This is a genomic window from Gordonia jinghuaiqii (assembly GCF_014041935.1).
GTDB lineage: Bacteria > Actinomycetota > Actinomycetes > Mycobacteriales > Mycobacteriaceae > Gordonia > Gordonia jinghuaiqii.
This window is the reverse complement of the sequence record NZ_CP059491.1, coordinates 2,982,882-2,995,357: the sequence shown is the minus strand read 5'-3', so window position 1 is coordinate 2,995,357 and position 12,476 is coordinate 2,982,882. Positions and strand designations below refer to the sequence as shown.

At 69.3% G+C, this 12,476-nt stretch carries 11 protein-coding genes and 1 pseudogene; 3 read left to right on the top strand and 9 right to left on the bottom strand.

Annotated elements, in window-relative coordinates; translation table 11 throughout:
* Positions 1–38 precede the first annotated feature (38 nt).
* The 5 genes from H1R19_RS13390 to H1R19_RS13370 form a co-directional block, all read right to left on the bottom strand.
* Entirely contained in the window at positions 39–1,334 is a 1,296-nt protein-coding gene (locus H1R19_RS13390; protein WP_219851659.1) for a polysaccharide pyruvyl transferase family protein, read from the bottom strand.
* Between the two features lie 132 nt (positions 1,335–1,466).
* On the bottom strand, positions 1,467–3,095 hold the full coding sequence (locus H1R19_RS13385; protein WP_219849290.1) for an FAD-dependent monooxygenase: 1,629 nt from the start codon (positions 3,093–3,095) through the stop codon (positions 1,467–1,469).
* Between the two features lie 122 nt (positions 3,096–3,217).
* A complete protein-coding gene (locus tag H1R19_RS13380) occupies positions 3,218–3,628 on the bottom strand; it encodes a PIN domain-containing protein (protein WP_219851658.1) in 411 nt (136 codons plus the stop codon).
* A 79-nt stretch (positions 3,629–3,707) separates the two neighbouring features.
* Entirely contained in the window at positions 3,708–5,165 is a 1,458-nt protein-coding gene (locus H1R19_RS13375) for an FAD-binding oxidoreductase (RefSeq protein ID WP_188330434.1), read from the bottom strand.
* A 158-nt stretch (positions 5,166–5,323) separates the two neighbouring features.
* Positions 5,324–8,506 (bottom strand): ATP-binding protein, encoded by a 3,183-nt coding sequence (locus H1R19_RS13370; RefSeq protein WP_219849289.1) that lies wholly within the window; start codon positions 8,504–8,506, stop codon positions 5,324–5,326.
* Between the two features lie 121 nt (positions 8,507–8,627).
* Here H1R19_RS13370 and H1R19_RS13365 point away from each other — a divergent pair, with 121 nt between their 5' ends.
* The gene (locus tag H1R19_RS13365; RefSeq protein WP_188330432.1) at positions 8,628–8,993 is read left to right on the top strand and encodes a VOC family protein; all 366 of its coding nucleotides are present in this window, start codon (positions 8,628–8,630) and stop codon (positions 8,991–8,993) included.
* Complete coding sequence (locus H1R19_RS13360) at positions 8,993–9,556, top strand: mismatch-specific DNA-glycosylase (protein ID WP_219849288.1); 564 nt, start codon at positions 8,993–8,995, stop codon at positions 9,554–9,556. Before H1R19_RS13365 ends, H1R19_RS13360 begins: the two co-directional genes overlap by 1 nt.
* A gap of 6 nt (positions 9,557–9,562) precedes the next feature.
* Here the strand turns inward: H1R19_RS13360 and H1R19_RS13355 are convergent, their stop codons facing one another.
* The 4 genes and pseudogenes from H1R19_RS13355 to H1R19_RS13340 all read right to left on the bottom strand — a co-directional run bounded on the left by H1R19_RS13355 (position 9,563) and on the right by H1R19_RS13340 (position 11,951).
* Positions 9,563–9,859, bottom strand: coding sequence for a DUF503 domain-containing protein (locus tag H1R19_RS13355; RefSeq protein WP_188330430.1), 297 nt, complete (start codon positions 9,857–9,859; stop codon positions 9,563–9,565).
* On the bottom strand, positions 9,859–10,689 hold the full coding sequence (ppk2, locus tag H1R19_RS13350; RefSeq protein WP_188330429.1) for a polyphosphate kinase 2: 831 nt from the start codon (positions 10,687–10,689) through the stop codon (positions 9,859–9,861). Before ppk2 ends, H1R19_RS13355 begins: the two co-directional genes overlap by 1 nt.
* A 9-nt stretch (positions 10,690–10,698) precedes the next feature.
* Positions 10,699–11,411 (bottom strand): annotated as a pseudogene (locus H1R19_RS13345) (malate dehydrogenase); the annotation flags it as partial.
* Positions 11,412–11,414: 3 nt separating this feature from the next.
* On the bottom strand, positions 11,415–11,951 hold the full coding sequence (locus H1R19_RS13340) for an META domain-containing protein (protein ID WP_244970699.1): 537 nt from the start codon (positions 11,949–11,951) through the stop codon (positions 11,415–11,417).
* Between the two features lie 64 nt (positions 11,952–12,015).
* Here H1R19_RS13340 and H1R19_RS23430 point away from each other — a divergent pair, with 64 nt between their 5' ends.
* Positions 12,016–12,444, top strand: a complete 429-nt coding sequence (locus H1R19_RS23430; RefSeq protein ID WP_219849286.1) for a hypothetical protein — start codon at positions 12,016–12,018, stop codon at positions 12,442–12,444.
* Positions 12,445–12,476: the final 32 nt, after the last annotated feature.

Here is a 12,476-nt window from a genome sequence, read left to right as displayed (position 1 = left end):
CACTCAGTGTAAAAGGCGCAAACAGGTCGGTCGCGCGGTCACGCTCGGTGGGCCAGCAGGCGGGACACAGGGTAGATGTCCCGCGCGGTGGCGAGTTTCGCCTCGACGGCCAGGGCACGATGAGCGGCGTCGAAGCCGCGCCCGGTCGGCCGGCTCGGGATCGTGTCACCGGAATCGATGATGGTCCAGTCGGATCCGGCGTCGATCAGGGAACGGTGCTTGGTGGAGTAGTACACCGGCATGGGGACGACGGCGACGCCGGGATCACCGGCGGCGGCGGCGATGAGGTGAGGATGAAAACGCGTGCTGATCCACGTGTCTCGGCGTCCGGCGGGCAGGCCGCCGAGCCAGACGTCACGGAAGTTGAGCACCGTCGCGCCATCGAGGCGTGCGCCGAGCAGGAACGGGACGGTGTAGTCGTGACCGGGAATGCCCTCGACGACGGTCACCGCGGACCCCGGTACCTCCCAGGCGTCGAGCGTGTCGCGAACGAAATCGGCGAGCGCCTCGACGCCGGTCGACCGTGGCCCGGTGAACTTCTCGGTCAGATCGGACTGCAGACACAGTACGACGCCCCCACCCGGCGGACGCCGATCCGGTGCACCAGGGTCGACAGCGTCGTCGGTGCGGTAGAGCCCCGGTTCGGGCCGGTGCAACGCGAGCCAGGCGTCGTCGCCGGAATGGCGCGCCGCGGCGATCCCCGACAGCGCGTCGAGCGACGCGGAGTCGCGGACGTCGACGATGTCGAAGGCGGAGAACGCATGGCGCAGCGCCGACCATGCGGGTTCGTCGAGTGTCGGGACCAGTCCCTGGCCGGTGGTCACCAACCGGGCGCCGGTCCTCCGGGCGACCGCCGCGGCTGCGACGAACAGTGAAACATGATGCGGCCACACGGTGTTCAGGTATCCACCGCCCAGCAGGTGGATGGTGGTGGCCGTGTTCAGCAGGTCGATGCCCGCGGTGATTCGCGGGGCGAGACCGGGATCGGCGACAGCTCGTGCGACCCAATCCCAGGGTTCGTCGGATTCTGCGTCGGCGGCGTGGTTGGTCAGCTGCCAGAGTGTGTCGACGACGAGCATGCCGGGGTGGGCGTCTCGCAACAACGCCGACGCCGAGCCCGGGCTGTGGCAATCGAGCACGACGGTGGCTCCCGGGCGCACACGGTGCAGGTGGTGCAACCACGTGCGGGCGATGAGTTCATCGCCGTAGTTCGGGTGCCCGGTGGGGGCCACGAGATAGATGAGCTCGCCGACGCCCCTCGCGCGGCCGACGGCGGACTCGTCGATTCGGCGCCGCACCGACTCGTCCATCCATCGCTGCACCGAGGCGTCCATCCGCCCGGCCAGGGTGGCCACGGCCCCTACCGGCCCCCGATCGGTACTAGCTTTTCCCCTGGTCACGGTCCTCAAGCTTACGGTGACGCGGACGCAGGTCCGGACGGGGCCGGAAGTGCCGGACGCGCGGTGTTACCGAAAGGTCCCCTCGAGGTAGGCCAGCGCGGCCTTGGTGTCGGTGGTCGGACCGCGGTATCCGAGGTAGCCGTCGGGCCGGACGACGAACACCGATGAACCGTCCGGCAGGTAGCCCGCCGCGAACAGTCCTTCGGTGTCGCGGAGCAACGGCAGGACGGTGCTCCCGACCTGAGCGGTCGGTGCCGCGATCACGTGGACATCGACGTGGTCGTGTGACATCGCGGTGATCTCGTCGGCCAGCGACTCGAGGACCGCGACATCCTCGGTGCTCGCGGTGGCGTCGGCGTAGAGGATCAACGAATGGTCGACGCCGCCGAGGAGGGTGAACAGTCGCAGCGGATGATTGACCGATTCACGGCTCAGTCCGGCGGCATCGGGGGCACGTTCCCCCGCTCGTGGCGCCGACTGCCGGCTGGGCGTCGCCGACCCGGCCACCACAGGGCTGCCGGCGTAGGAGATCAGTAGTTGGGCCTCGCGCCGCATGACGAATTCCATGTCGGTGGAATCGGAACCGACCCCTTCCCGCGCGTCGCGCACGGTGCGCCCGACGACCTCCTCGCCGACGGGGCGGCGTTCGAGGTCGTAGCTCTCCAGGAGCGCGGCCGACGCATCGCCGGCGACGGCCAGCGCGAGCTTCCACGCCAGGTTGTGTGCGTCCTGCACTCCGGTGTTCATTCCCTGAGCGCCCGTCGGCGGGTGGATGTGGGCGGCGTCGCCTGCGACGAACACCCGTCCGCGCCCGTAGGAGTCGACGATCCGGTGACTGATCCGGAACACCGACGACCAGCGCAGATCGGACACGGTGGACGGTTCGGGGGCCATGCGGTCGACGACGGCCTGAATGTGTGAGAGCTGCGGGGGCCGGTCGCCCTCGAAGCCGTGCGCGACGCCATCGCCACCGGTCGCGGGTGCGACGGCGAGTTCGTCGGGTACCAGCGTCGACAGCCGGTAGCGGCTCCGCCCGGGCAGCGGGATGCACACCAGCAGATCGTCGGTCGTGCCGTCGGCGGCCTGGTGCATCGCACGGACCGCGTACCCACGGGGCATCGACCAGTCCACCGCGACGTCGCCGAGCATGTACTGCTCGTCGAAGGCGCCGCCCTCGAAGGACAGGCCCAGGCCCTTGCGTACGACGCTGTGGGCGCCGTCCGCGCCGACGAGATACCCGGCTCGCACGGTGACATCCCCGGCGTAGCCGGACAGAGTGACCGTCACGCCGTCGTCGTCCTGCTCGAAGCCCGACACCCGGGTCCCGCGCTCGATCACGGTGCCGAAATCGGTGAGCCGTTCACGCAGAACGCGTTCGGTGGCGTACTGCGGAAGCAGGTGAAAACGGTAGGGAACGTCCGGCGGCGTCATGAGGTCGACGCGCGACACCTGCTCTCCGTTGACGTACACGAGCTGCCCGCGCATCTCCATACCGGCGTCGAGGATCTGTTCGATCACCCCCATACCTTCGAAGACCTCGAGCGTGCGCGGTTGCACGCCAACGGCTTTCGCGTACTGTGGCGGATCGGGAAGCGGGTCGACGATCCGGACGCGAACCCCACGACGGCGGAGTTCGATGGCGGCGGTCAGTCCCACGGGTCCGGCTCCGGCGATCAGGACGTCGACGTCGTTCATGAGATCCTCCAGGGGGCCGGCCGGCGCCGACGCTGAGAGGGATTATTCGTCGTGCGGACGCCGGTGCGCTGCGAGATCGCCAAACTGCGGCCCGGAATCGCCGTGTACCCGGCGGAATCGTCTCATCGGGGGACGGCCGAGGGCCCGACGGTCCGGGCGCCCAGTTCCGCGACGCGGGCGCGTAATTCACGATCGGCGGTGACCACGGTCGTCCGGCGGTCGGGATGGTCACGCACGACATCGACGATGGTGTCGTCGCCCGAGGCGGGCGCTTCGACGACCCGCACCGCCGCTCCCGCGGAGATCCCGCGCGCCTTGCCTTCGACGACCAGGACGACCTCCAATGGCCCCGGTACGCCCTCGAGACCGTCTCGGGCAATCGGCTCGAGCCTGTCTCGCAGACGCTCCGCGGCGCCCCGCCGGTCTCGCCACCACCCGTCGGGTACCGATCCGACGACATTGGCGCCGTCGACGACGAGCAGGTGCCGACCGCTTCCGGGCGCGCCCGGCTGCGTGGCGGGATCCGAGGACATGGCGACCATCAGCCCACACCTGCCGATCCGGCGCAAGCGTGGCGGCTGTCGCGCCCTCCGGTACCGGAGTTCTCTCGGATCAGAGGTCGCCGTGGCAGAACCGGTTCCCCGGGTCGAGCGCCTGCTTGATCTCGGTGAGGCGCCGACGGTGGTCTGCGCTGAACGCGTCAGCGGCGCGGCCGGCGCGATCGGCGCCGGAAACGAAGTTCAGGTAGGCGGCACCGGTCACGTACGGCGCGAGCTCGGCGCGGGTGACCCGCAGGGTCGACTCGACAGCCAGCGCGACCTGCGGATCGGGGACCACCGCGATGAGTTCGAGAAGGAACTGGCCGCAACGTGCGCGGTCGTTGGCCGCGTGCAACGCGCCCCGGGCGACGGCACCGCCGGCGTGACGGATCTCGCCCGACACGATGAGCGGAGCCGACGCCGGCGCCGGTCGGACCCTGGCCGCGACGATGTCGACCGCCTCGTCGGGTAGGTCGTCGAACCACTCGGTGGTGACCATCGCCGGCATCGGCTCGGTGGGGTCCATGCTGACCGAATCGACCGCCGCGAACGGCACCACGTCCCACATGTCGATGAGCGGGGTCTTCCAGTCGCGCCATTGGTCGACCACCGCCCGGCCGGCGTCGAGATCGCCGGACCAGCAGCCGCGCACCACGGCGAAGCTCTGTCCGCGCATCGGTTCAGGGATGTCGTCGGTGGGCGGCAGATTGAGGATGGCGACGGCCGAGGTCAGCTCCTCGGACTGGGCGGGCGCCCAGCTCCGGAACCGCCGGAGGATCTCCTCGGCGTCGGCGGCGGGATAGAACAGGTTGCCCGCGTACACCGTGGTCACCTCGGCCAGGGAGATCTCCATCGAGGTGACGACGCCGAGGCTGCCCGCCCCGCCGCCCTTCAGGGCCCAGAAGACATGCGGGAAACTGGTGTCGCTGACCCGGATCGGGGTGCCGTCGGGGGTGACGAGATCGAAGGATCGCACCGCATCCGAGGACAACCCGAAACGCCGTCCGAGCCAGCCGAATCCGCCGCCGAGGGTGTAACCGACGGCGCCGACGCCACTCGACGAGCCCATCAGCGGCGCGAGACCGTGAGGAACAGCGGCGTCGAGAACCCGCTGCCAGGTCGATCCCGCACCGACGCGGGCCGTCCTGGCAGCGGGGTCGACGGTCACAGATGTCAGGCGCGAGGTGTTGATGAGCAGTCCGCCGTCGGCGGGCCGGCCGGTGCCGTGGCCGGTCGCCTGGACCGCGATCCGCAGGTCCTCCTCGGCGGCGAACCGTACGGCTTCGACGACGTCGAAATGGTTCGCGGGGACGGCGATCACCGCCGGGCGGTGTGCACCGAGCCGGTTGAAACCGGACCTGGCGTCGAGGTAGCCGGCGTCACCGGGACCGAACACGTCGCCGGCGACGCGGTCGCGCAACTGTGCGAGCACCGACGTGCGGGTACGGACGGTGAGTCGCTCGGGGTTGCCCACCGGTTGGCCGGCGGCGTGTCCGGGCTGGTCGGTCGGCGAGGTGGGTGTCGCGGTCATCGGCGGTCCTCAGGTGCGGCCGGGCGATCCGGCGTGAGTGCGGTCGGTTTCCGGGCAGCGCCGGATGCCGACCCAGACTCGCCGGACGACCTTGGGGGCGACTTGAGGCGGACTTGATGGCCAGGGCTTCATGGGAGAGTGCTCCAGGGGAGAAAGTGTCAGGACGGGGTGTCCCGGAGCCGGGGCGACAGACCCCAGGCGGCACCGACCGAGTCGATCCGCTCGACCAGCGCGTTCGCCTCCTGGACCACGGCGGCCTCGCGTGCCCGCGTGAGTGTCGCGCCGACCACCGATGCCGGGCGACCGTTGGCGTACTCGTACCGTGCGCGCACCAGGATGCGATGAGCGTCCGCGTATCGTTCGCCGGTCCTCTCGGCGAAGTCCTCCGCACGATCGAGAAGTGCGGCGGCATCGGTCAGCTTGCCCGCGGCGATGAGCACCTCGGCATGCAGACCCAGCCAGAATCCCTCTCCGGTGCGCGGATGGTCCCCCATCCCGGGCTGGTCGGCGCTGAGTTGCTCGATGCGGGCGAGCGCGTCGTCGATGTCGCCGGCGAGCGCACGAGCCCACCAGTACATCCGTTCGCCACCGCGGCGGAGGTAGGCGAGTTCGCCCGCGCCGTCGGCGGTGATGGCCGTGCCGGCCTCGATGGCCCACGCGGCGTCGCCGAGCATCGATGCCGCGCCCACCGCGAAGATCGCCGTGGCCAGACGTGACCTGGCGTCGGGCCGTGAGTCGGCCATGGCCGCGAACACCGAACGTCCGGCGTCGCGGCCGAGGTGGACCGCAGCCGTCCAGCCACGGAAGCCGCGCGCCATCGCGAGCTGGTCGTCGCGCAGCCCCTCGACATCGTCGGGGATGGGTGCGTAGGTGTCGAGGATACGGTGCGCCGCACCGAAATTCCCCCGGGTGAACTCATCGATCCCGGCGACCTGCATGCCGAGGTGCACGACGACCGGGTCATCGGAACGTTCGGCCCGTCCGCGAAGGTCCTGCGCCAGCCGATGTCCGGTGTGGGCGTCGGCGACCTGGATGTGGGCGGCGCAGCGCGCGTAGTCGAGGGTGGCGAGCAGGCGTGTGTCGCCGAGTGTCGAGGCGAGTGTGCGGGCACGCTCCTGCAGGTCCGGGTCGGCGGCGAAGTATCCGTGGGCGGCGACCTCGCCGGCCAGCTGGGTGGCGATCGCGATCAACTCGGCCTGCTGGTCCCCGGTGGAACGCGCGAGGGTGGCCGCGTCGCCGAGATGTCGCTTGGCGCCGTCGAAATCATAGGTGCGCAGGGCGATGTTCCCCGCGGTCAGCAGCGCCGCCGTGGTGCGTTCGCGGTCGGCGAGCGGACCGGCCGACCACAGATGACGGGCCACCCGGGTGACCGCATGCGGTGAGGAGTTGCCCGCGAGCGCGTCGGCGATCGCGAGATGGATCCGTCGGGCGCGCATCGAGGTGACACCGTCGGCGATGGCCTCCCGGATGATGTCGTGGGCGAAGGCGAAACCGAAGGGGTCCTGCGGCCCGAGGTCGATGACCCCGGCCGCGCCCGCGGGTTCGAGGGAGTCGAGGGCCTTCTCGACCGGTCGGCCGGCGGCGGTCGACAGCAGCACGAGATCCACCCGGGTTCCGATGAGCGACGAGATCTCGAGGAGTTCTATTGTCTCTGAGGACAATCCGAGTAGACGTTGACGAACCACATCGCGGATTCCGGACGGTACCGCGCTGCCGGCGATGGAACCGCGAGCGGCGAGGATGCGGGCCAGCTCGCGGACGAAGAACGCGTTGCCTCCGGTGCGCCGCTCGATCGACGAGACGGTCGCGACCTCGGGCCACTGCTGGGTCTCGCGGCGGATCAGTTCGGAGATGTCGTCGCCGTTCAGGGGGCCGACGTGGATCCGGCGGTGCTCGGGGAGCCGGGCCAGCGTCGCCAGTGTCGAGGCCACCACCGGCCGCGGTGACGGTGAGCGCAGCGACGAGAAGAAGGTGACACCGGGGGTGCGGCGAGAAGCCATGTGCGCGAACAACTCCAGCGAAGCGCCGTCGGCCCACTGGAGGTCGTCGAGCACGATGATCAGCTTCGAGGTCTGCGCGACGCCGTCGAGCAGGTCGGCGGCCTGGTCGTAGAACTGGAATCGCGCGGTGGCATCGGGCATCTGGCGGGGCGGCGGGATGACGTTGACGCCTTCGGTGACCATGCGGCCGAGTGAGCTGTCGAGGAGTCGTTCGCGCTCGGCGGGATCCAATTGGGGGAGTACCGCACCCAGGATCTGGACCCAGGGCCACATCGACGGTGCGGCCGGGTCGTCGACGCATCGTCCCCACAGCACGCGCAGCTCGGCGGCCCCGGTTGCACGACGTCCGGCCTCGTCGATCAGCGCTGTTTTACCCGCGCCCGGTTCGCCTTCCACGACGACGACCCCGCCGTGTCCCGACATCGACGCCAGCACGGCACGGTGCAGTGCGGCGAGCTCGTCGGCGCGGCCGACCAGTGCCGGTGCGTCGTCGAAGGCGATCGGGGGAACCGTGGGCGGCGCTGCCCCGGCGGCGTCGACGGTGACTGCCTCGCGCGTGGTGGCGGCCGGGGTGTCGAGATGTGGTGCGTGGTCGAGGATGTCCGCTTCCAGCGTCCGCAGCCGCGGACCCGGGTCGACGCCGATCTCGTCGGCCAGGATGCGCCGTGCGCCGGCGATCGCGCCGAGCGCATCGGATTGGCGACCGAGGCGGTACAGCGCCGTGGCCAGCAAGACCCAGAGGCCTTCGTCGAGCGGCGCGCGTTCCACCTCGGTCTCGAGTTCGGTGACGAGCAGTCGGTGGTCGCCGGCAGCCATCCTGGCCTCGAACGACAGCTCGCGCGCGGCCTGCAGCGTCCGGTCCAGCTGGGCGGCGGCCTCGTCGCGGAAGGCCAGACCCTCGAATTCGGGTAGGAGAGGCCGATAGTCGTCGAGGATCTTCTGCAGCAGGGGGGCCGCCTCGGCGGTGTCGCCTCGCTGCATCAGCGTCCGCGCCGTCGTCAGGTTCGTGGTCAGGCGCCGGAGGTCGACTTGTTCGGGAGTCGTCGGGAGGCTGTACCCGGTCCCGTGCGTCAACAGGACAGTGGAGGGGCTGCGTGGTTTGCGGTCGGGTTCGAGCGCTTTGCGCAGCCCCGAGATGTAGGACTGGAGCGAGACCTCGGCGCGGTCGGGCGGGGAGTCGCCCCAGATGCCCTCGATCAACCGGTCGGCGCGCAGCGGCGCGCCGTCGGCCAGGATCAGCTGCGCCAGCATGGCCCGCTGCTTGCGCGTGCCGAGTTCGACGGCATCGGAACCGATCTGAGCCCCGAGGCCGCCCAGGACCGTATAGGAGAGTCCGTGCACCAGCGTGAGTGTAGGTGCTCGGTGCGTGGTCGGGAGTGGCAGTGGAGAAGGTCGGCCCGGATACGACGCCGCCGCCGGCGAACAGGGCTGACGTGTCAGGACATGCCGGTAGTTTGGGCGAATGACTCTCGCAATCGGAATGATCACGGTGGACACGCTCGATCCCATGCCCCTGGCCAAGTGGTGGGCCGAGCAGCTCGACGGTGAGATCGTGCAGGAGAACGACGGGTTCTTCGTGGTCGTCGCCGTCGCGCCCGGCTCGCCGCTGATCGCGTTTCAGCAGGTCGAAGACCCCACACCCGGAAAGAACCGCGTCCATCTCGATCTCACCACCGAGAATCTCGCAGCAGAGGTGGAACGTCTGGTGACCGCCGGGGCGACCAAGATCGCCGATCGCGAGATGCCCGGATTCGCCTGGGTGACCCTCGCCGACCCCGACGGGAACCAGTTCTGTGTCTCCGGCACGCACGCGGAATCCGCCGACTAGTGGGTTTCACGCGGGACGAACTTCTCGGCTACCGGGACCGCACCGTTGCCGACCTCGTCGGCGACGATTGCCGCCTGCTGTTCGTGGGCATCAACCCCGGCCTGTGGACCGCGGCGACGGGCGCCCATTTCGCCCGGCCCGGTAACCGCTTCTATCCCGCTCTCGCCCGCGCCGGGATCGTCGACCATGTGATCGACGCATCGACCGGAATGTCCGACGCCGACCGGAAAGCACTGCTCGAACGCGGCGTCGGCATCACCAATGTCGTGGCGCGAGCGACTGCCACCGCCGCGGAGCTCACCGCACAGGAGCTCCGTGACGGTGGCGTCCGGCTGCGTGAGCGGGTGCGTGCGATCGGCCCCAGGGTCGTCGCGGTCGCGGGGATAACCGCCTACCGCAGCGCGTTCGGACGCCGCGACGCCGTGACGGGACGGCAGGACGAGACGTGGGACGGCGCGCAGTTGTGGGTGGTCCCGAACCCCAGCGGACTCAACGCCCACGAGACGGTCGACTCCCTCGCCACGGCCTACCGTGAGGCGGCGGTTGCGGCAGGCGTCGTGTGAGGGTCGTCAGAAATCGCCCGAGCTGACCAGCCGGCATCGGGCCGACAACAACTCGACGTCCGGGTGATTCGCCGCTGACCGTTCGACCGCATCGAGCACCTCGACGACATGGTCACGGTCGGCGGCCACCACGCTTGCACCGATCAGTGTGCGCCTGTGCACCTCGAGGTGTCCCACCTCCGCCGCCGACACCGAATACCGCCGACGCAGATCGGTGATGATCGGCCGGATCACGGACCGTTTCTGTTTCAGTGAGTGCACGTCGCCGAGGAGATAGTCGAACTCGCAGAACCCGATCCACATCAGTTGTCGGTGCGGATCAGCGTCGCCACGTGGTCGGGTACGTATTTCGACAGCGAGCGCGGCGGCCGGTGATAGTTGCCGGTCTCGATCGGATGCTTCGGCAGCGTCACGCGCGGCCGGGGCACCTCGTCGTAGTCGATGCTGTCCAGCAGGTGCGAGATCATGTTGAGTCGCGCGTGCTTCTTGATGTCGGATTCGACGACGTACCACGGGCTCAGGGCGGTGTCGGTGTGAACCATCATCTCGTCCTTGGCGCGCGAGTAGTCCTCCCACCGGTACACCGACTCGAGATCCATCGGGCTCAGCTTCCATTGCCGCACAGGGTCTTTCATGCGTGACCGGAACCGTTTGAGCTGCTCTTCGTCGGATACCGAGAACCAGTACTTGCGCAACAGGATGCCGTCGTCGATGAGCATCTGCTCGAAGATCGGCGTCTGACGCAGGAACCGGGAGTGTTCCTCGGGCGTGCAGAAACCCATCACCTTCTCGACGCCGGCGCGGTTGTACCAGGACCGGTCGAACAGGACGATCTCACCGGGTGCCGGCAGATGCGCGACGTAGCGCTGGTAGTACCACTGGCCGCGTTCACGGTCGTTGGGCGCCGGTAGCGCTGCCACACGCGCGATGCGGGGACTCAGATACTCCGTGATGCGTTTGATGGTGCCGCCCTTACCCGCCGCGTCACGTCCCTCGAAGACGACGACGACGCGGGTACCGGTCTCGCGCACCCATTCCTGGAGTTTGACGAGCTCGGTCTGGAGCCGGAAGAGCTCGGCCTCGTACACGTTGTTGGCGATCTTGGCCGGCTTCGGCTTGTCCTTCTTTGCCATGGGCAGAGGTTACGTGCTGCGAACTGCCTCGCGCTCGGATTGCAGCTCGGCGACCGACGCATCGATGCGTGCTCGTGAGAAATCGTTGATCTCGAGCCCGTCGACGATCTGCCACTGCACGTCGATCGAGCGGACCGGGAACGAACAGACGAGTCCCTGCGTACCCCGTAGACGCCGGGGGACGGCAGGGCCGCCGACGTCCAGTCGTCCGGCGGGGTGCCGAGTACCCGATCGTGCACGTGGTCGATGGTCGCGTTGGCCGCTGACGCCGCCGACGACGATCCGCGCCTCTCGATGATCGCGGTGCCGCGTCTGGCGACGGTCGGGATGAAGTCGTCGACGAGCCAGTCCCGATCGGCCGCGATGTCGGCGCCGCGGCGGTGGCCCACTCGCGCGTGGAAGATGTCGGGGTACTGCGTCGCGGAGTGATTGCCCCAGATGGTCACCCGGCTGATCTCACCCACCTGCGCGCCGATGTGCCGCGAGCTGCGCGATGGCGCGGTTGTGATCCAGCGGGGTCGGGCGGTGAACCGCTCGGGAGGCGCCTCAGGGGCGTTCGCTGCGGCGACCGCGGCGTTGGTGTTCGCGGGGTTCCCGACCACGATCACCCGGATGTCCTGCGCCGCAACCTCATTGATGACCGCGCCCTGGGCGGCGAAGATGTCGGAGTTGGCGGCGAGGAGGTCGGCCCGCTCCATCCCCTTGCTGCGCGGGCGGGCGCCGGCTCATGAGTAGTTCTCGGTCAGCAGGACCTGGCTGCCTGACCCCACCAGGACCAGCGCCTGGCCGACCGAGTACCAGGTCAACGGTTCTTGTGTGAATCGGGTGATCCAGCCGTCGGCGTCACCCTGCGGTCCCGGGCAGGCCATCATGGTCGAGGCGAGCGAGCTCAGCCGCAGGGCCGAACCCTCGACGCGCATCTCGCCGACGTGGCGATTGCACCCGGCGGACAGTGCGATGCGATTGGCCGCGGGAAAGCTCACTTCCAGCGGGCCGCCGCCGGGTATCTGCGTACCCGTCACGGTGGTCGAGGAGTAGGTCTTCCCGACGAAGTCGGGAGCGGCCGGCGCGGCCCCCGCCGTGCCGATGCCCTCAGAGCCGATACCCGTAGAGCTGATGCCGATTGCCCAGACGCCGAACGCGATCACAATCGCGCTGATCAGTGGCCCGATGCGCAAGCTGACGCGGTGCTTGCGGGCTGGGGGACGTTCGCGGGTCGGATGGCTTTCCGGCGCCGCGTGACGGGGTACGCCGAGGCTCACGGTCACCACGGTAGCCGACCAGACAGGATACGGATATGGCGTGTGCGGGCGGTACATGGTCCCGGTGGCGTGCCGGACGGAGTATCTGACCGGTCGGCATCATCACTCGGCGACGATCGCGTGGCTGGCCATGGTCGGCGGGTTGGGTGCGCTCGTGGGACTCAACGTCGCAGGGGTCGACGGCCTCGTCACGTCTGCGGTGGTCTTCGCCCTGGTCGTGGTGTCGCTGGGGAGCGCGGCCTACGGCCGGCTCGGTGAACGGGGTGCGGTGTTGCTGACCGTCGACGACGACACCGTCTATTTCGGCAACGAGGACACCACTCTCATCTCCTATCCACTGGAGTCGCTCGTGAAGGTCACGGTGGGCGGACCGTCGGACACGACCTCGGACATGGCCGGCGGAAGCGAGCGGCATCTGACGGTGGCCGGACAGAAGTACCTGAAACTGACATTTTCGCCGCGTCGAGCCGCGCACCGGTTCGCGTTCCGATGACAACTCCGATGACAGCTCCGACACCGATGCCG